The organism is Herbiconiux sp. VKM Ac-2851 (assembly GCF_013205105.1).
Taxonomy (GTDB): domain Bacteria; phylum Actinomycetota; class Actinomycetes; order Actinomycetales; family Microbacteriaceae; genus Herbiconiux; species Herbiconiux flava.
Genome location: NZ_JABMLJ010000005.1, coordinates 1 through 18,293, shown reverse-complemented (window position 1 = coordinate 18,293; position 18,293 = coordinate 1). Strand labels below are relative to the sequence as shown.

The following is an 18,293-nucleotide window of genomic DNA, read 5'->3' as shown; positions in this document are numbered from 1 at the left end:
ATGGTCCCCGAAAATTCGGGGTCGCTGCGCTGGGCCAGGAAGGGCGGTGGAACGATGGCTGAACTCGACAAGGGACGCCTCTTCGGCCGCTCCCGGCGCAAGAACGCCGCCGGTGCTCGGCAGAAGTTCTACAGCGTTTACGTCACCCCCGAAGAGCAGGTGCAGCTGGAGGCCCGGGCGGCGGTTCGTGAGGTGACCGTGCCGCGGCTTCTGTTCGAATCTGCGATGGTGGCGGATGTCGAGACGGACACCGATCGGAAGGCTGCGATCGTGGAGATGTTTGAGGTGCGCCGGCTGCTTGCGAGCATTGCGAACAACGCGAATCAGCTTGCCCGGTTCGCGAACACGGAGGGTGCGTTCCCCGCCGAGGCGGAGTCGATCATCACCGAGTACCGCGCCATCGTTCCTCGCCTGTCGGCCGCGATCGAGACGCTGGCCGACGCATGATGCCCAACATCAGCCGGGGCGATCGGATGGGTGGACTGATGGTCTACCTGGCCGGCGCGGGTCGATCGAACGAGCACGAAGAGCAGCACCTCGTCGCGGGGGATTCCGCGATCGTCACCATGCACGGGTACGGAGTACTCGGCCGCGACAGCGCTTTGGCGATCGCGAAGGATCTCGACGAACCGCGTGTGCGGCTCGGCGTTGACGTTACTCGCCAGGAGCGGATCGCAGACCCGGAGACGGGCGAGGTCACGAGCACCACCGTGCCGGCTGACGTGTGGCACTGCTCGCTTTCGCTCCGTGCGGAGGAAGGGCAGCTCTCCGATGAGAAGTGGGGGGCGATCGCGCAGCAGTTTGTCGACCGCATGGGCTTCGCCACCGAGGGCGGCAGCAGGGCTACGTGCCGGTGGGTTGCCGTCCGTCACGGCCTGTCGACTAACGGCAACGATCACATCCACGTGGCCGTCTCGCTCGTCCGCGAGGACGGCACGAAGGCGAACACACATAACGACTATCAGCGGGCGCAGAACATCTGCCGCGACCTCGAACGAGAACACGGCCTCGAGCAGCTGGAGTCGCGGGAGCGCGGCATCGGAGAGCGTGGCGTGAAGCCGGCCGAGCGTGCTCGAGCAACACGCGCCGGTGCCGAGGTCGGAGTGCACCGCCTCGAGCGCACCGTACTCGCGGCGGCCACCGCGTCACTGGACGAGGCAGAGTTCGTGCGCCGGCTACGCCGCGGGGGAGTGCTCATCAGACCCCGGTTCGCCGCGGGCCGCGACGACGTGGTTGCCGGCTATTCCGTGGCGCTGCGGCCCGAGCCAGACAAGCAGGTCGTCTGGTACGGCGGGGGCCGCCTCGCTCGCGACCTCACCCTTCCCAGGCTGCGCGAGGGATGGCCTGACAGTGTGCACGCGGCCCAGGGCGCCGTCGACGAGTGGAAGGCCACCGCGAAGAACCCGTGGCAGTACCGGCCCGTGACGCCTGGCCGCGAAGAGTCTGCGCCCGACCCGCAGCTGTGGAAGCAGTACACGGCCGAGATGAAGCAGCTCCGCGCGCAGATGCGGGAGGTGCCGATCGATGATCGGGCCAGCTGGGCGCACCTCGCTCGCGACACGGCCGGCGCGTTCGCCGCGTGGTCGCAGCGCGTCGAGGCGACACCCGGGCCGCTCGCTCAGACGGCCCGCGAGCTGTCCCGAACAGCGCAGATCCGCGCCCACCAGTCCAAGCCCCGGCCGGCCGGTCATGTGTCCGTCGCCGGTGCCACGATGATGCTTCTCCAGGCGGCCGACCAGGGCAAGGGTTCGATGGTCGAAGCGCTCATGCTGCGACAGCTCGCCGCGACCGTGCGCGCCGTGATGGAGATGCACGAAGCGGTCGGAGACGCCCAGCGTGCCGCGCAGCTGGACCGCATCCTGCGCGAGCAGTACACCACCGTGCGCGATCGCCTCCCCGCGATCCCCAAGACCGGTGCAGCATCCCAAGGCACCGCCATGCCGGGCCCCGCCGAAGGCATCGACCCCGAACTCGCACGCGTCGTCGAGGTCGCCCAGCGCGGCCAGATCATCCCCGGCACCGGGAACCCGATACCGAACCCGATCGAGCAGCAGCGACCCAGAACCACCGCCACGCCCATCGAGCGCGACGGCCACGAGAGATAACCAAGGAGGCAACGACGATGGCTGAGGACAACGACGGCATGGGCGACGCGCTCGACGGTCAGCTCCGTACGGCGCTTGCCGTAGCTATGCAGCTTGCGCAGCGGTTCGCGCGACTTCGCGAAGAGCTTGCCCGCGCGGCCCAGGTACGCACCGAGCAGCAGACCCGCGAGCTGCAAGCCCGCTTCGACGCCGAACGCTCCGCGGCCGCCGCGAGCCTCGCACCCGTGCACCAGGCCGAGTGGTGGAACCACGCCGGCGTCGACGACATCGCGGCCGCGTACGAAACCGCCGAAGCATGGCGGCCCGTCGACGCCGACATTGCCCGCACCGCAGACCACATGCGTGACGAGCTCCGATCACGCTACGGCGTCGACGTCGACGAACTCGGAGCCGACCCCGCCCGCGTCCGAGACCTGCTCGAGCGCACAGAACGCGATCGCGCAGACGCGGCCGCGCAGCGTGGTGAGAGTGGGAAGGATGCCGCTGAGGGTGCCGTGCTGCTCACCACGGCCGAGCAGCTCGAGCGCGAAGCCGAGCAGCGCGACCAGGAGCAGCGCGAGGCGCAGGTCGACGAGCCGACGCCGGGACTCACCCGCGAAGAGATCCTGGCCGAAGCGGCGGCTAACCGTGACGGCTCCGCTCACGCCTACGACAGCGCGGAACGCCGGCAGCAGAGCGCCGCCCAGCTGGAGAAGTCCGGCCTCGACCCGGAGCTCGTTCGGATGAGGACCGTGACCGACCGCGACAACGCCGTGCCGGCCACCGCGGCAGTGGCCACCAAGCCCGGCAAGCAGAACCGAGCGCGCACCGCGACCAAGACGCCGCGCATGCAGCGCGAACGCGGCGGCCTCAGCCGGTAGGCTCTTCCGGCCGGTCGTCCTCGTCGCTCTCCGCGACGGCGAGGACCGATCGCAAATTGCCGCCATCTTGCGATCAACTCCACACTGGCATGCGGTGGATCAGCGTTTCGGTTCGCTGGTCCATAGTAGAGTCCGGTGACCCGACGCAAATCGGACGATTCGTCCGCCGAGTCGGTCCGTTATGAGTGACGGTTCCTGTTAGAGGTTGCGGGTGCGGTCGACGAGTCGTGCCACGACGGCGTAGAGGTTCCGCCTATTGCGAATGTTCTGACCGTGCTGACCGACAAGGAGCTTATGAGCGACAAGACAGTTGACGCCGCCCCAGGTGATGGCCGGGACGAAACGCCGAACGAGCGCTATGACCGCAACTGGTCCGAGCTGCTTCAAGAGTTCCGGGTCCTGCAAACCGGAACCCAGATCCTTGCCGGGTTCCTGCTGACCCTCCCGTTTCAGCAGCGGTTCACGGAACTGAGCGCCCTCGACCACACCCTCTATCTGGTGCTGGTCGTGCTCGCCGCTGTTCTGACCCTGCTCGCTCTTGCCCCTGTGACGTTGCATCGCCTTCTGTTCCGGCAGAGAGCGAAGAAGGAACTGGTGCAGGCATCGAGCGTCATCCTCATCGCTTGCCTCGCGGCTGCATCGATACTGTTCATCGGCATCGTGCTGTTCGTGTTCGATTTCGTTATCTCACCGGAAGCAGGGCTTTGGGCCGGCGCCAGCGTGCTGGTATTGGTTCTCCTCATCTGGATCGCAGGCCCACCGGCCCTTCGAATACTGCGCCAACGCAACAGCGACGCCAAGTAGGACAGCCGCGCTGAGGCATTCAAGAACGCCCGATGTGGCCATCACGGTTGTCAGTGAGGGCGGCGATTCCACTCGCTGCTGCCTTGGCGGAGAGTGGTTCCCAGGGCAGCCCGGCGTCGGGTTCGGCTTGGAGTTCGGGGCCGTACCGGGTCATCGAGCCGATGTCGTGGGGGCTCTTGTCGGGATCGACGGCGACCAGGTGGAAGTCGGTGTTGTGGGTGCGGAGTACTTGCTCGAAGTCGGCTGGGGTGGCAAGGCCGGGGGATTCGACGCCGTGTTGGAACATGGTGACGGAAGCTTGCTCATACCGACCGTCAGCTAGGTAAGCGTCGAGGGAGTTCAGCGCCTCTCGGACAGGAAAGTATGTCCAGAACGGGACGCGGCCGGTGGCGAAGGTGCGCCAGGGGTCTGCGATGACGAAGGAAGAGACGAGCAGTTTGTCGGCTGCACCGCCGCGGGCTATGGTCCATTCACGGATGGTGTCGGCCACCGGGGCGGATGCCTCCTGGGGGCCGGGAAGGACCACGCGAATAAGGGGATGATCGTGTGTGGCGCACCACTGGGCGACGGCATCGGTGAAGTCTGGGTCTGCGCCCCATTCGGCTTCGGGCGCGACGGTGGTAGCCGCGGGAGTGTGAGGCCGGGCGAGATGCTCTTCCGGAGTCAGTCCGCCACGGCCTCCCGTTTGGAACACGTGGCGGGGTCCGGCTTCGGTGACGGGCCAGGTTGAGCGGTCATCGACGAGGAAGACTGGTGCGCCAGGGGCGAGCCTGGTGTCGAGGAATTCCCGGTATGCGGGCGGGAGCTGAGTGTATTTGGTGCGGAAGTACGCCATCCGTGTCGTCATGAGCGCGTCTTGAGCCATGTCGTGCATCTGATGCAGCCGCACGTGTGGGTTCGCATCCAGAAATCGCGGCCCGAATTCTTTGCCGAATTCCAGCGCCCGGTTGGGGCGGTCGCCGTCGCCGACGTGGTGCACGGGTATTAGCACGGTGCCGGGGAGCCACGGTGCGCCCATCGCGGCGGCGAGGTGCATGATTGCCCCGTTGCTCGCTCCGACTACCACCGCTGGATACGTCTCCGCCGCGAAAGGTTCAGCGAAGCTGTTGGCGACCGAGTCCATATCGACCTCGGGCAGCGTGTCCGGGTTGATGCCTTCCGCGCCGCCGATGCGGGTGTAGAGGCTGCGGAGGATCGGCCATGGGAGGTGCCCTGCGGCCCGGATGGCGCCGGCGTAGAGTTCCGAGTTCCCGAGGTGGGGGAAGGGCTGGTGGTTGAGGGCGGCGACGAGAGCTGCGTGGAGTTCGCTGGCGGAATCGAATGTTGCGACGACCTTTTTCGGGTCAAGACTCACGACACATCTCCTCGATCAGGTCGGCGAATCCGGTCGGGTCGCCGTAGGGCCATGAATGCGGCTGGTCATCAAGCGGGATGAAACGAGCGCCGGCGCCGGCTGCGAGCTGACGGGCCCATTCTCGGGTGGTGAGTGGATCATGCCCGGTGTGCACGATGGTGGCGGGCACGTGGACGTGCTGCAGTTCCTCCTCTAGGTGCAAGCGCATCGCTCCACGCATCCCTCGGAGGACACGGATCACTCCCGCGCGCGCCCAGTCCGGGACGTGGTTGCGCAAGCCCGGCCCGTTGGGTCCTTCGCTCCCGAAGAACCAGGCCCTCAGCAGTGGTGGCCAGGTCCGCCTTATCGGATCGACCGTGGGGCTGACCAGCAGCAGACGCGCAACGGATGACGAGTTCGAGGCCGCGACCGCCGCCGCTTCTGTACCGATAGACAACCCGACGAGAACATCGACGCGTTCTCGGCGCTCGATCAAGTCGTGCGCCAGGAGTTCCCCATAAGCCCGCACGTCGACCGGTGTTCCGCGCCAGCTCGCCGGTCGCAGAAGATCCACCCGATGACCGCGGCAGCGCAATTCCGCGACGGCGGCGTCAGCGTAGCGGCGCACCGCCAGCCCGGGAACGATAATCACACGAGCCATAGATTCCTACTTCACCCCGTAGATGCTCACCAGCCCATATTGGGCTCAGCCTACGTCGATTCTTCGCACACGGCTGGTAGCTCTAACCCTCTTGCTGACCTCGGCTTTGGCCAAAACCGCGCAGTTCGCTTCAGAAGGTGAGGGTGCGGTCGACGAGCTGTGCCGCGACGTCGTTGACGTTCTGCTTGTGCGTTCGGGCGTATTCGCGGAGCTCGATGAAGGCGTCTTCGGGATGAATGCCGTGCAGTTGAGCGAGAACTCCCTTGGCTTGCTCGATCACGACCCGGGCGCGCAGCGTAAGGCTGAGCTGCTGCTGCAGCAGATCGGTGTCGTGCAGAACCCGCTCGTGGAGGATGCTGATGGTCGCCGCGTCCGCGAGGGTCTGAGCGGCGCGCAGGTCGCGGTCATCCGGATGGGTCGTGTGGTCGCCGTAGAGCGAGAGGACGCCGATCGTGGTTTCGCGGAACCTCATCGGCATCGCGACCACCGACTCCAGGCCGAGCGCGAGTGCGGCATCCCGGAATTCCGCCCACTCCGGTGGTGAATCGGCGATGTGCGGATCGGAGACAACCTCACCGGTCAGGTAGCACTGGTGGCAGGGGCCGGCGTCGGCGCCGCGCTGCATGGTCTCGACCAGGTCACCGTTCTCCCGAGTGGAGGTGACCACTTCCAGGCGGTTGCCGTCGTCGGCGAGGAGCAGTCCGACCTCGGCGGCGCCGGTGATGTCTTTGCAGATCTCGACGACTGTTTGGAGGAGTTCGATGAAGTCGCAGTCGTGCACCAGCGTGTGGGTGAGCGTGGCGAACGCGTCGTTGAGGCGGCGTTCTTTCTCGGCATGCGTCATCATCGGTCCTCACTGCCCATGCTAAGCGGCTCGAACGTCAATCGTCTCTCCAGAATTTCTGCGGCCACGTGCCGCATGGTCGTGTTCTCGGCGAACGCGTGACCTCGGATGAGGAGCTCTGCCTCGACTGCGGAGACATCGGCTTGAACGATGACCATGCCGGTTGCCTGATGAATGGTGCGTCGGGAGTGCAGCTCGGGCAGCGGGTCGCTGCTGTCACTGGCGCGTTCCAACGCGCGCCGCAGAAGCAGCGCACTTACCGTTCTGGCGAGAGCTTCGGCTTGTGTGCCCTGCTCGGCGGTCAGCTCCATAGGGGTCCGGGAAAGAAAGGTGATGGCGCCTATGTCGAGGTGTCCGATGCGGAGCGGGAAGACGAACATCGCGCGCACGTCTTCGCGCGCGATTGCTTCGGAGAACGCGGTCCACACCCGCTGGGGTGCGTCACGAAGATTCGGCTCGAGTACGGGAAGCGATTCGTGGAGGGTATCCCAGGCGGGGCCCTCGCCGAGGTCGAGCTGCAATTCGTCGACGCGTGCCGCGAGCGGGTCGGTGGCCGACACCGTCGTCGCAGGAAGAATACCGAGAGTCATTACCGAAACGCTGGAGATGGAGAAGTGGGGAGCGATCAGGTCAGCGATGGAGGCCTCATCACCGGTGTAGTGCCGGAGTAGGTCGAGGGTGTCGCTGAAGGAACCGCTCATCACCTGACCGTAGCGTCTTTGCACAGCCACTGCTGACCTCCCGCGTCACGGTCAACCGCATGGTGCAACGGGCGACACCGCCCGCGCGCTCACCGATGCACTGGAGGTCGGGTACCGCCACGTGGACACCGCGAGTTACTACCGCAACAAAAGCCGGCGTCCGCGAAGCGGACCGCACCTCCGTGGGACTGTTCGACTGTGAATGTGATGTCACCATCAGCCCGCCGTCACAGCAACGGCTCGTCCTGTTCCGAACGGATACCAGTGGAAAATTAGGCAATGCTGCAGGTCATCGGTACATAACAACTCCAGCTCAATTGCCCGCACGAGTGTTGTACCCGTCACCCGGTCCTCAGCCGCCGGCTTCACGCTGTCGGGTGGGGGCAGCGAGTGGTGTGCGGCGGCGGCGCCGCTACGTGGTCACCGTTCGTGACTTTATACGCCTGCTTCTGGTGTGTTCTTGTGGTGCATCCGCAGATGTGCGGGTGCGGGTGCGGCAGTCAGGTTCTGCAAGCCGACGACTCGCAGTAAGTCTAGTTGCTCACGCGCTCCTGTTCCCACGATGGGAAAGAAGGCGATGACCTGCAGGCCGGTGTCGGGTGTGAGCACGATCTCGCAGCTCAGGTCGAGCACCCCGACTTCGGGGTGCTGCACTCGTTTGTGATCGAAGCGCCGCAAGGCGACTTCGTGGTTCTGCCACAGCTCGGCGAACTCATCGCTGACCTGTTCGAGTTCAGCGACGAATCGCTCGACGTCGGGGTCTCCGGCGCGGAGAGACGATGTCGCTCGCAGATCTCTTACGTGAGCTAGGGAATGCGACGCCCAGTCTTCGTCGGGGAACCGCTGTCGAACGCTGGGGTTCGTGAACCATTCCCACACCAGGTTCCCTGCGCGTGGGTCCGCTGTCCTCTCCGGTTCTCGGAAGTGGCCGAGGAGCACGGTCGCGAGTGTGTTCTGGAGGAGGACGTCGCCGAGGTCGGTGCAGATCATGGCCGGTACATCATCGAGGCGGTCGAAGAGCTGCTGCAATCCGGGACGGATGTGGCGCACCGAGCCTGACGCAGGCGGTAACTGGCCGGCGAGGCGGAAAAAGTGGTCGCGTTGATCGTCGTCCAGGCGCAACGCCCTCGCCACGCTTGCGACGACCGATTCGGACGGGTTTGCTCCGCGTGCCTGCTCAAGGCGGGCGTAGTAGTCGGTGGAGATCCCGGCTTGGAGAGCGACTTCGTCGCGGCGCAGTCCCACGGCACGACGTCGGTGGCCCCCGGGCAGGCCGAGGTCGGCCGGGCTGAGAAGTTCCCGACGGCGACGCATGAAGTCACCCATCCCGGCACGATCGATCATGACTCAAGTCTCTCCCGCCGAGGACCGCGCAGACCAGGACAATTTGACCCTGGATGGGCTGAGCCTGGTTGGCGCCGCAGCCGGACGGGACGATGGTGTCATGCCTGACAACGCGACCCCTGCAACCCGACCGACCCAAACGGTACTCATCACCGGCGGGACAAGTGGAATCGGCTTGGCCGCAGCCCGAACTGTGCTCCGCTCCCCAAACGGCCCCTGGCACGTGATCGTCGCCAACCGAGACCCCGCCCGCGCACGGGCCGCCGTTGAAGAACTCACCCGGTCAGCCGCAACCGGCAACACCGTGGAGTCCCTCGCCGTCAACCTTGCCTCCCTCTCCTCGGTGCGCTCGTTCGCGGGCGCACTCACAGCCCGCGTGCGTTCTGGCCAGGTGCCTCCGATACAGGCCGTGATCTGCAACGCCGGAGTGCAAGCCGGCACGGAGCTGACCCTCACCGCCGACGGATACGAGTCGACCTTCGGAGTGAACCATCTGGCGCACTTCCTCCTCGTGAACGAACTCGTTCCGGTGCTGCAGGCGCCGGCGCGGGTGGTCGTGGTTGCGAGCGACACCCACGATCCCGCCATGAAGACCGGCGTTCCCGCTCCCGCATGGAGCACGGCGACCGACCTGGCCTACGGCCGGCTTGGGCCACTCGGTCAGAAGGATTCGGCGTTCATCGCCGGACAGCGCCGCTACAGCACCTCGAAGCTGGCCAACATTGTGTTCACCTACGAACTGGCCCGTAGACTGCCCGCCGGCATCACCGCGAACGCGTTCAACCCAGGGCTTGTGCCCGGAACCGGGCTGCAACGATCCGCTCCCGCCCCGGTGCGATTCATCTCCCAGCACATCCTGCCCCGGATGACGTGGCTGGTGCGCCGGGTGGTGACCCCGAACGTGCACACGGCCGAAGAATCCGGCAGCGCACTCGCACGACTCGCGATCGACCCCGCCCTCGCCGGTACGACCGGGAAGTACTTCGACGGCCGTGAGATCGCGTCCTCCTCCGCCGAGTCCTACGACATGCCCCGAGCGACAGAGCTCTGGGAGACCAGCACGGAACTCGCTCACCCCTGACCCGCTCACCCTCAGCTCTCCACGGGATGATTGCAGGTGGTGGTCGTGGTTCTCCATCAGCATCTCGACCGTGGGGCGCACGCATCAAGGCGCCCCTTAAGGTCGATGGCCGACGCCGTAGCCGCAGGAAGGTGCGGTCGATCGGGGCCTGATGCAAGGCCTGTTGGCCGGGTGGGAGGCAGGCGTACGGTGTGCGCATGGACGGTAGAGCGCAGAAGATCCTCATTCTCGGCGGCGGTTACGGTGGGCTGTGTGCCGCGCGCACGTTGCAGCGCGAGAGCACCGCGCCGCTCGCCATCACGGTCGTGGATCCGAGCCCGTACATGACCTACCAGCCGCTGCTTCCCGAGGTCGCCGGCGGCCATGTGCATCCGGGCGATGTCACGATCCCGCTTCGTCGCGCCCTTCGCCGCTGCCGGATCGTGCGCGGCTCGGTCGTCGGCATGGACACGTCGGCGAAGGGTGTGACGGTGCGACGGATCGACGGATCGGAGGCGGTGCTGCCCTACGACCAGGTGGTCGTGGCGATGGGCGCGGTCACCCGGGTGTTCCCCACTCCGGGGCTGGAGGAGTTCGGCATCGGCTTCAAGACGGTCGAGGAGGCAGTCTTCGCGCACAACCACGTGCTCGAGCAGATCTCCCTCGCAGCCAACACGCCGGACGACGACGAACGCCGCCGGGCGCTCACCATCTTCTTCGTCGGCGCCGGCTACACCGGGGTCGAAGCCCTCTCAGAGCTGCAGAAGCTGAGCCTGCTCGCCCTCCAGGACTACCCGCAGCTGAATCGTGGTGAACTGCGCTGGATCCTGATCGAGGCGCTGGACCGGGTCGCGCCCGAGGTCGGGCCCGAGCTCTCGGCCTGGACGCTTAAGCACCTCCGCGGCCAGGGGATCGACGTGCGGCTGAAGACCACCGTGAAATCCTGCGAAGGCGGGGATGTGGTGCTCTCGACGGGGGAGACCATCTCCGCGAACACCCTGATCTGGACGGCGGGCGTGCAGCCGAATCCGATTCTTGAGGCCACCGATCTGCCGCGCGGCCCCAAGGGTCACGTGATGGCCGACGCGACGCTCGCCGTCGTCCGGGATGACGGGTCGCGGGTCGACGGCGTTTGGGCGATCGGCGACATCGCGCAGATACCGGACCTGACCGCATCCGAGCAGCCGGCGTACTACCCGCCGAACGCGCAGAACGCGATGCGCCAGGGGCCCGTCGTCGCGCGCAACATCCTTGCTACCCTCCGCCGCGAGGCGGTGGAGGAGTACCGGCATCCGTCGCTCGGAACCGTTGCGAGCTTCGGGATCGCGACCGGGGCGGCGAACATCAAAGGCGTCAAGCTGCGTGGTCTTCCCGCGTGGCTGGCTCATCGCGGCTACCACCTCCTGGCTCTTCCGACGTTTCGGAAGAAGGTGCGCGTGCTGCTGGGCTGGGTGGCCGAAGCACTCACCGGATCCGAGACGACCCCGCTGCGTACGCTCGAGCATCCTCGGCGCGCCTTTCACGCCGCGTTCGTGAAGCACGAAGACAGCACAGGCACGTGACCCCTCGGCCCGCACGCGTCGAGTTTTCGGATGCTCAGGGCGACGTTAGGCGGCGGTGGGCGTCTTCGCGTAGGAGTCGGAGACGCTTGTAGTAGGCGGCGAGCCGGGAGACCAGGAACGCGGACGCGATGATCGAGATCGATGATCCCAGCAGCACGGCGAGGGTTCCTTCGTCGGCCACTTCCGGGTTGTTCACGAAGGCGAGTTCGTTCATCAGCAACGACACGGTGAATCCGACACCTCCGAGGGCGCCGGCCGTCAGCAGGGCTTGCGGGGTGAGGTTCGGGCGGCGTTCGCGTGGCCCGACAAAGCTGGAGAGCCACCCGCCGATGCTGATGCCAATGATTTTCCCGACGGGGAGGGCGATCAGGATGCCCCAGAACGGGGCGGCGAGCTGCGACGGTGCGACCTGAGGAATGGCGACGAGCGCTGCGGAGAACGCGAACAGTGGCAGGATGACGCCGTTGGTGGCCGGTTCGAGTTGGTGTCGCACGTGCATCGCGGGTTTCCGCACCATGATGAGACCGAGGGCCACTCCGGCGATCGTGGCATGCACCCCGGACAGGTACACCAGCGACCAGGTGGTCAGCGCGACCGCGACCATGGCGACGGCGGCGAGCGTTTGGTAGCGGGTGCTGAGCAGGTGGCTGAGGAGCCCGAAGGCCGCGACTCCGATGGCGGCGAGTCCGATGTAGAGCAGATTGGGGTCGGCGGTGAAGAACACAGCGATGATGATGATCGCGACGATGTCGTCGAGGATCGCAAGGGCGAGGATGAAGATCCGTAGCCTGGACGGGATTCCCTTGCCGAATACCGCGAGTACGCCGAGTGCGAAGGCGATGTCGGTCGCGGTGGGGACGGGCCAGCCGCCTGCGTATCCGGAGCCGGCGGTGACGGCGAGGTAGACAAGTGCCGGCACGATCACCCCGCCGAGGGCGGCGATGGCCGGGCGGACGGCTTTCGACACGGAATTCAGTTGGCCGACGGTGAGCTCGTTCTTGAGTTCGACCGCGACGACGAAGAAGAAGACGGCCAGCAGCCCGTCGCTGATCCAGTGTCCGACCGAGAGGTCCAGTGGTGTGCCGGGGATAGCGAGGTGAGCGTCTTGGAGTTCCATGAGCGCAGGTCCGATGCCGGTGTTGGCGAGAATGAGGCCGAGAGCGGCGGCGGCGAGGAGGAGGAACGCGGCGACTCGTTCGGAGCGGATGAAGCCCATGCGGTGGTCCTTGCTGCCCAGTTGTGGGCGTCAGTCGATCGTCGGAGCGATCCCGTGATCGCCCGCCGACCAGACTTCCCGGCTCACCATGGTCGAGCCTAGCTTCTGGCGTGTGCGTTCGCGGTGTCGGGTGAGGGGCGTCTAGTCTGCTGGTGGTGTGCCGGGAAGTCTGGTCGGCGGGTGGCCCAGGTCAGGTTGCTCAATTCGAGTGAGTGAGAGAGCGAACCTGTGCACCCGAACCGACCAATTGTTGTCGTCTACGGCGATCCTCTTCCCGATGAGCTGATCCGGCCGCTTGCGGTCCGCGGCATCGGGGTTGTCCATCCGTCGCGCCCTTCCGGGGTTCCGGATGCGGGCCACATCGGTGCCCTCGTCGTGCAGGTGACCCCGGAGTCGGTGCAGGGCGCGGTGGAGCCGCGGGCGTGCCGGCGTCGCACCCGGTCGGTTTTGGAGGATCTGGCCCGGTTGGTGCCTGCGCACTGCGCGATCGTGCTGCTGGTGCGTAATCCGGGCGGAGCAGATTCGAACCTGTACTTGGTGGGTGTGCGCGCCGAGTTGGCCCGGTTCAGGAAGCGCAGTGCCCGGGCTCTGGGGGTTCCGGCTGTTGTGAATGCTGTCATCGTCCCGGGCGCACCGGATGTCGATGATTTGGCCGACCGGATGGCGGAGTTCTTGGGTGGTCCTGGTGGTGTGTCGGGGGAGGTGGTTCACTCAAGAAGCGCCGACTCGCATCTGCCCGCTCGGACGGACTCTTTCCGGGAGGGTTGATGACGTTCACTCGTGTGGCTCGTACCCGTCGGGCACGTGATCCCCTCCGTCTTGCGATTGCGACGAGTCGGCTGGCGAAGATCTCGCCCGCTCTGCTTGCTCTGGCTATTTTCCTGCTTGTCGCGTTGCTGTTCACCGGGCTCCTCACGCTCCCGATCGCGGCGGCCGACGGGCGTGCGACGGTGTTGCACGATGCGATGTTCACCGCGTTCTCCGCTGTCACCGTCACGGGGCTCGTCTCCGTGGACACCGCTGAGCACTGGTCGTTCTTCGGCGAGTTCGTGATCCTTCTGGGCATCCAGATCGGTGGCCTCGGAATCATTACCATCGCCCTGCTGCTGTCGCGGGCGGTGACCCGGAGCTTCGGCGTGCAGGTGCGGATCTTCGCGCAGCAGGGTATCGGCGCCAGCAAGCTCGGTGAAGTCCAGTCGCTGCTGCGCATCGTCATCCTCACTACCCTCGTGCTCGAGGGAACCCTCGCACTGGTGCTCATCCCGCGGTTCATCATGCTCGAAGGGTGGGCGCACGGAATCTGGGATGGTCTCTTCTACGCCATCTCCGCGTTCAACAACGCCGGCTTCGCACCGAACCCGGGCGGGCTGATGGCGTACGACGGCGACTTCTGGATCACCATCCCCGTGATGATCGGGGTGTTCGTCGGCAGCTTCGGCTTCCCGGTGTTCCTCGTGCTGATGGTTTCGAAGCATCACTGGCGCCGGTGGTCGCTGCACACGAAGCTGACCCTCACGACAACGATCGTGTTCCTTCTCCTCGGGGCATTGGCGTGGGGCGTGTTTGAGTGGTCGAACACCGCCACCATCGGCGACATGACCGTGGGAGAGAAGATCTTCCATTCCCTGTTCGCGTCGACGATGATGCGCTCGGGCGGGTTCTCCCTGACGGACTACGGCGAATCCAATCCGGTGACGCTGCTGGTGACGGATGCGCTGATGTTCGTCGGCGGCGGCTCCGCGTCGACGGCCGGCGGCATCAAGGTCACCACTATCGCGGTGCTGTTTCTCGCGATCGTCGCCGAGGCCAAGGGTGACAAGAACGTGATGATCTTCGGCCGCACCATTCCCCAGGGGGTGCTGCGGGTCGCGATCAGTGTCACCTTCCTCGGCGCCACCCTGGTTCTCGTCGCGACGGGCCTGATCATGACGGTCAGTGATGCGCCGTTGGATCGGATCCTGTTCGAGGTCATCTCGGCGTTCGCGACTTGTGGTCTGTCTGTGGGGCTCAGCGAGGAGTTGCACCCGGTCGGGTTGTATGTGTTGACGGCGCTGATGTTCGCTGGCCGGATCGGACCGATCGGCCTGGCCTCGGCTCTCGCGATCCGCCGCCGCAACCTGCTGTTCCGCTACCCCGACGAGCGCCCGGTGATCGGCTGACCGTCACAGTTCCACAACGGTCCGCCCACAGGCGGTAGGGGAGTGGGTACTGTGGCTGCCATGGCTAAGGCCCGCACCCGCGAGACGCTTCGGATCGGCGCCGTGCTCACCCTCTTCACGGTGACCGCGGTTCTGATCAGCGGCATCAGCTTCAACATTGCCGCAACCTCGCTCCCCACACCTGCTGACTTCGGCACCGCTGTCGCCCCGACCACCGAACCTCCGGCCCTCGACGGTTGATCACGCTCGCCGCTAGAGAGACCGCCGCCGAAGGACAGTGATTGCGAAAGCGATCTCGCCCGTGCCGGCGAGGAGGATCACCACCCACAGGCTTTAGCCGCCACTGACGAACGCAAACCCAGACACCACCGCGATCAGGAGGCCTGGCGCCAGTCCGGACCAGGCCAACAGGTACCAGGGCCCAACCGATCCGGGCAAGCCGCGCAGCCTGAGCCCAGTCACAGTACGAGTCGTGTGAGCACTGCGATCGCGCCGACGACGAGTGACACGGCGATGACACTCACGCATATGCCGATCAGGGTGAGGTCGTCCGGATCGCGACGGGGCTTCGGGGCAGGAGTGGTCATGGGCGGTACGCGCCGGCAGCGAGGTGTGGATGCGGGCCATTGTGTCGGACGGCTGGGGGAGGGTGAGTGGGTCGAGCAGCATGACGGTGAGCTCATCCGGGGAGTCTGTGTGGATGGTTCGTTCGGCGGCCCAGATGTTGCGGGCGGCCTGGGACGCGCCGGCGCGGATGGCGGTGGTGAAGTAGTCGACGAAGCTGCCGAGTTCGGGCACCGGCTGGCCGGAGCGGAGGGCACTGACAAGGCGACCCAGCGTGAAGTCGAACAGGAACCCGCTGCCGGCGTCCCATTCCTCACCGGCCGCGTGACGGGTGGTTTCAACGACGAATTTCCACTCCCGAACCCCCGCCCCGCGGGCGAGAAGAAGGGTGGTCCTGGTGAGGTAGATGTCCTGGATGCGGGTGACATCTTCGAGGAGACAAGGGGCCGGGATCATATGTGTGCGGGGTCGCAATCGGGTTCTGTGCCAAGCGCAGTACGATCACGGAGAACCCGGAGTGATGACTGTCCCAGCGGATGGTCAGAAACATTTGTACGATAGCAACAATTGCAAGCGGTGTGAAAGAGTGGAGTGGAATCGTGACCGAACGCCGGGCTGACGACGAAGCCGTGGAGGCGACCCTGGTCGCGTCGCGAGCCCTGCTCGGTGTCGTGGCCCGGTCGATGACCGAAGCGCTGCACGAGGTCACGATCACCCAGTTCCGCATCCTGGTCGTCCTGACATCGACCGAGTCGCTCCGGATCGGCGCACTGGCCGAGCGGATGTCGGCGAACGTATCCACGTTCTCCCGCACAATCGACCGGATGGTGACTCATGGCTGGGTTGACCGTGCCACCAGTGCGGACAGCCGCCGCGAGGTCCTCGTGAGCATCACCGCCACGGGTCGCGCGATCGTCGACGACGTCACGGCGCGTCGTCGGAGCGAATTAGCCGACATCCTCGACCGGATGCCTCTGGCGGAGCAGAAGGCGTTGTCGGCCGTTCTGACGTCGTTCGCCGTGGCGGCGGGAGAGCCGCACAGTGTGGAACTGCTGGTTCTCGGTCTATAGCCCCAAGATGAGGGCATCTTCCAGAGGGCCCTCCCCTGCGGCCTCCGCGAAGAGCTCGAATGCGGTCAGAATCGATTGCTGCTCGGCGGGTGTGAGGGTCGACAGGATGCTGCTGAGTTCGGTGCGTCGGCGCTCCGTGATCTCATCGACGATGGCCCTGCCTTCGGGAGTGATCTGAACGCGAGTCGCCGATTCATCAACGGCTCCCGTGATCGTGACGAATCCCGGTATTGCCAGCGAATCGATGTTCGATTCGACGAGATTCGGAGCCATCTTCTGCTGAGCTGCGAGCTCTGCCATTGTCTGTGGACCCTGACTGGTCAGAGAGACCAGGAGGCGCACTTCGGGGAGGGTGACGGATGTGAGGGCGCCGGCGACCGAGCGGGCCACGATCGCGAGAAGGGCCCGGGATGCCGTGAGTGCAGCGTTGACGACGTCGTTGGATGGAAGGGTCATGTCATGCGCCTGTTTCATGAATCGATGAGCGTCAGTTCATTCTCGCCCGCCAGAACCGAACGAGACGAGATCGTTTCCCGCTCGTAACCTGCCCCAGTGCCTCAGCTTTCGATGACGTCCACGTTGTCGAGGTCGATCGACTCCAGCCACACCTCGCGTGGAAACGCCGCAGGCAAGGGCAGCGTCCGCGATCCTGCCGAGCTGCGGAGGTGCTGGATGACGGCGGTCAGCATGCTGGTCTGTTTCGTCGCGGCGGCCGCTCGAGGGTTCAGGACCGGCGGATCGGTCCACAACTCGATCGCGCGGTCTGCATCTTCGCTCTGCACGGCGGCCACGAAGTCGACCGTGAACTGGTCGAGCAGCCCGTCAGCGGAATCGGTGATCGGATTGGTTGGATGCGCGCTGAAGCGTGCGGCGGTGTAGGCGAGGAGGAATGCATTGCAGTGCTGCCAGGACTCCTCCGATTCGAAGCGGATGCGGGCGAGGTCTTCCTCCCACACGGACTCGCTGGCTTGGTCGGTGAGGAGACGGGAGATCAGCTCGACCATCGACGCCTGGATGCGTTGCTGGGTCTGTTGAAGCAGGGCGTTCCGTTCCACGGTTCTCTCCGAATCTAATGAGTGCTTGTGTGCAACTGTTGTATCTATGCAAGCATGGATGGGTGCTGGTTCCCACACAACGACACTGATCGGAAGGAAAAACCATGCTCACCGTTACCGAGAACGCCGCCACCGTCATCAAAGGCCTCGCCGCCCGAGTCGAGGGTGCCGAGCATCCCGGACTCCGGATCGGCGCGTCAAATGATGCCGCGGGCTTCGCCGTCGAACTCACCGCTGAGCCGGTCGCCGGCGACGAAGTCATCGAGCGCGACGGCTCGCGTGTGTTCCTCGATCAGACCGCCGTTCCGAAGCTGTCCGACAAGGAGCTCGACGCCCTCATCGAAGAAGGAAGCGTGCGCTTCTCGCTCCGCAACCAGAGCTGAAACCGGGGCACCCGGCGCCGCCGGGGTCTCATCCATCACAACGGATCGTCCGGCACGTACCTGCCGGTGAAGGAGAAATGAATCATGGCATCTGTCACCTTTGACAAAGCCTCCCGGATCTACCCGGGCGCGACGCGCGCCTCGGTGGACAAGCTCGACCTCGACGTCGCAGACGGTGAGTTCCTCGTTCTCGTCGGCCCTTCCGGCTGCGGAAAGTCGACCTCTCTGCGCATGCTCGCCGGCCTCGAAGAGGTCAACGAGGGCCGCATCCTGATCGGCGACCGCGATGTCACCGACATCCCGCCGAAAGACCGCGACATCGCGATGGTCTTCCAGAACTACGCCCTCTACCCGCACATGACGGTCGCCGAGAACATGGGCTTCGCGCTCAAGATCGCGGGTATCGGCAAAGACGAGCGCGCCACCCGCGTTCTCGAGGCCGCCAAGCTGCTCGACCTCGAGCCCTACCTCTCCCGGAAGCCGAAGGCGCTCTCCGGTGGTCAGCGTCAGCGCGTCGCCATGGGCCGCGCCATCGTGCGTCAGCCCCAGGTGTTCCTGATGGACGAGCCGCT

21 protein-coding genes are annotated in these 18,293 nt (G+C 65.7%); 12 read left to right on the top strand and 9 right to left on the bottom strand.

What is annotated here, in order from left to right; genetic code table 11:
• Nucleotides 1-54 precede the first annotated feature (54 nt).
• The 4 genes from mobC (at nt 55) to HQQ85_RS19990 (ending at nt 3,769) form a co-directional block, all read left to right on the top strand.
• On the top strand, nt 55-447 hold the full coding sequence (mobC, locus tag HQQ85_RS20005; RefSeq protein ID WP_173184505.1) for a plasmid mobilization relaxosome protein MobC: 393 nt from the start codon (nt 55-57) through the stop codon (nt 445-447).
• Nucleotides 444-2,105, top strand: coding sequence for a relaxase/mobilization nuclease domain-containing protein (locus HQQ85_RS20000; RefSeq protein ID WP_173184503.1), 1,662 nt, complete (start codon nt 444-446; stop codon nt 2,103-2,105). Before mobC ends, HQQ85_RS20000 begins: the two co-directional genes overlap by 4 nt.
• A 38-nt stretch (nt 2,106-2,143) precedes the next feature.
• Nucleotides 2,144-2,965 carry a hypothetical protein gene (locus HQQ85_RS19995; RefSeq protein WP_173184501.1) on the top strand — a complete coding sequence of 274 codons (822 nt, stop codon included), beginning with the start codon at nt 2,144-2,146 and terminating at the stop codon, nt 2,963-2,965.
• Nucleotides 2,966-3,238: 273 nt separating this feature from the next.
• On the top strand, nt 3,239-3,769 hold the full coding sequence (locus HQQ85_RS19990) for a DUF6328 family protein (RefSeq protein ID WP_371741982.1): 531 nt from the start codon (nt 3,239-3,241) through the stop codon (nt 3,767-3,769).
• A 19-nt stretch (nt 3,770-3,788) separates the two neighbouring features.
• Here the strand turns inward: HQQ85_RS19990 and HQQ85_RS19985 are convergent, their stop codons facing one another.
• The 5 genes from HQQ85_RS19985 to HQQ85_RS19965 all read right to left on the bottom strand — a co-directional run bounded on the left by HQQ85_RS19985 (nt 3,789) and on the right by HQQ85_RS19965 (nt 8,652).
• On the bottom strand, nt 3,789-5,123 hold the full coding sequence (locus HQQ85_RS19985) for a hypothetical protein (RefSeq protein ID WP_173184499.1): 1,335 nt from the start codon (nt 5,121-5,123) through the stop codon (nt 3,789-3,791).
• The gene (locus tag HQQ85_RS19980; RefSeq protein WP_173184497.1) at nt 5,113-5,763 is read right to left on the bottom strand and encodes an alpha/beta hydrolase; all 651 of its coding nucleotides are present in this window, start codon (nt 5,761-5,763) and stop codon (nt 5,113-5,115) included. The genes HQQ85_RS19985 and HQQ85_RS19980 overlap by 11 nt, the downstream gene beginning before the upstream one ends.
• Nucleotides 5,764-5,893: 130 nt before the next feature.
• The gene (locus tag HQQ85_RS19975; protein ID WP_173184495.1) at nt 5,894-6,607 is read right to left on the bottom strand and encodes a GAF and ANTAR domain-containing protein; all 714 of its coding nucleotides are present in this window, start codon (nt 6,605-6,607) and stop codon (nt 5,894-5,896) included.
• Nucleotides 6,607-7,308 (bottom strand): GAF and ANTAR domain-containing protein, encoded by a 702-nt coding sequence (locus tag HQQ85_RS19970; protein WP_173184493.1) that lies wholly within the window; start codon nt 7,306-7,308, stop codon nt 6,607-6,609. The genes HQQ85_RS19975 and HQQ85_RS19970 overlap by 1 nt, the downstream gene beginning before the upstream one ends.
• A gap of 435 nt (nt 7,309-7,743) precedes the next feature.
• A complete protein-coding gene (locus HQQ85_RS19965) occupies nt 7,744-8,652 on the bottom strand; it encodes a helix-turn-helix transcriptional regulator (RefSeq protein WP_216851939.1) in 909 nt (302 codons plus the stop codon).
• Here HQQ85_RS19965 and HQQ85_RS19960 point away from each other — a divergent pair.
• Together HQQ85_RS19960 and HQQ85_RS19955 are read left to right on the top strand one after the other, a co-directional pair.
• Nucleotides 8,621-9,733: an SDR family NAD(P)-dependent oxidoreductase gene (locus tag HQQ85_RS19960; RefSeq protein WP_216851938.1), complete on the top strand. Its 1,113-nt coding sequence runs from the start codon at nt 8,621-8,623 to the stop codon at nt 9,731-9,733. The genes HQQ85_RS19965 and HQQ85_RS19960 overlap by 32 nt on opposite strands.
• A 197-nt stretch (nt 9,734-9,930) precedes the next feature.
• Nucleotides 9,931-11,274 (top strand): NAD(P)/FAD-dependent oxidoreductase, encoded by a 1,344-nt coding sequence (locus HQQ85_RS19955; RefSeq protein ID WP_173184714.1) that lies wholly within the window; start codon nt 9,931-9,933, stop codon nt 11,272-11,274.
• 34 nt (nt 11,275-11,308) lie between these two features.
• On the opposite strand, the gene HQQ85_RS19950 is transcribed toward HQQ85_RS19955, so the two are convergent.
• A complete protein-coding gene (locus HQQ85_RS19950; protein WP_173184491.1) occupies nt 11,309-12,490 on the bottom strand; it encodes a Na+/H+ antiporter NhaA in 1,182 nt (393 codons plus the stop codon).
• Nucleotides 12,491-12,718: 228 nt separating this feature from the next.
• Here HQQ85_RS19950 and HQQ85_RS19945 point away from each other — a divergent pair, with 228 nt between their 5' ends.
• Genes HQQ85_RS19945 through HQQ85_RS19935 form a run of 3 tightly spaced genes read left to right on the top strand, consistent with a single transcriptional unit; the run spans nt 12,719 to nt 14,889 of the window.
• Nucleotides 12,719-13,258: a hypothetical protein gene (locus HQQ85_RS19945; RefSeq protein ID WP_173184489.1), complete on the top strand. Its 540-nt coding sequence runs from the start codon at nt 12,719-12,721 to the stop codon at nt 13,256-13,258.
• Nucleotides 13,258-14,649 (top strand): TrkH family potassium uptake protein, encoded by a 1,392-nt coding sequence (locus tag HQQ85_RS19940; RefSeq protein WP_173184487.1) that lies wholly within the window; start codon nt 13,258-13,260, stop codon nt 14,647-14,649. The genes HQQ85_RS19945 and HQQ85_RS19940 overlap by 1 nt, the downstream gene beginning before the upstream one ends.
• Before the next feature lie 60 nt (nt 14,650-14,709).
• A complete protein-coding gene (locus HQQ85_RS19935; RefSeq protein ID WP_173184485.1) occupies nt 14,710-14,889 on the top strand; it encodes a hypothetical protein in 180 nt (59 codons plus the stop codon).
• 93 nt (nt 14,890-14,982) lie between these two features.
• Here HQQ85_RS19935 and HQQ85_RS19930 read toward each other — a convergent pair whose 3' ends face one another.
• The gene (locus HQQ85_RS19930; RefSeq protein ID WP_173184483.1) at nt 14,983-15,669 is read right to left on the bottom strand and encodes a hypothetical protein; all 687 of its coding nucleotides are present in this window, start codon (nt 15,667-15,669) and stop codon (nt 14,983-14,985) included.
• Between the two features lie 143 nt (nt 15,670-15,812).
• Between HQQ85_RS19930 and HQQ85_RS19925 the strand changes: the two genes are divergently transcribed.
• Complete coding sequence (locus tag HQQ85_RS19925; RefSeq protein ID WP_173184481.1) at nt 15,813-16,283, top strand: MarR family transcriptional regulator; 471 nt, start codon at nt 15,813-15,815, stop codon at nt 16,281-16,283.
• Here HQQ85_RS19925 and HQQ85_RS19920 read toward each other — a convergent pair.
• Both HQQ85_RS19920 and HQQ85_RS19915 read right to left on the bottom strand, forming a co-directional pair.
• Nucleotides 16,278-16,739, bottom strand: coding sequence for a MarR family winged helix-turn-helix transcriptional regulator (locus HQQ85_RS19920; protein ID WP_173184479.1), 462 nt, complete (start codon nt 16,737-16,739; stop codon nt 16,278-16,280). The two genes, HQQ85_RS19925 and HQQ85_RS19920, sit on opposite strands and share 6 nt — an antisense overlap.
• Nucleotides 16,740-16,840: 101 nt before the next feature.
• Entirely contained in the window at nt 16,841-17,338 is a 498-nt protein-coding gene (locus HQQ85_RS19915) for a hypothetical protein (protein WP_173184477.1), read from the bottom strand.
• A gap of 104 nt (nt 17,339-17,442) precedes the next feature.
• Between HQQ85_RS19915 and HQQ85_RS19910 the strand changes: the two genes are divergently transcribed.
• Together HQQ85_RS19910 and HQQ85_RS19905 are read left to right on the top strand one after the other, a co-directional pair.
• Nucleotides 17,443-17,721 carry an adhesin gene (locus HQQ85_RS19910; protein WP_173184475.1) on the top strand — a complete coding sequence of 93 codons (279 nt, stop codon included), beginning with the start codon at nt 17,443-17,445 and terminating at the stop codon, nt 17,719-17,721.
• Nucleotides 17,722-17,805: 84 nt separating this feature from the next.
• Nucleotides 17,806-18,293: ABC transporter ATP-binding protein (locus tag HQQ85_RS19905; protein WP_173184473.1), on the top strand; the 488-nt coding region annotated here is incomplete at its 3' end.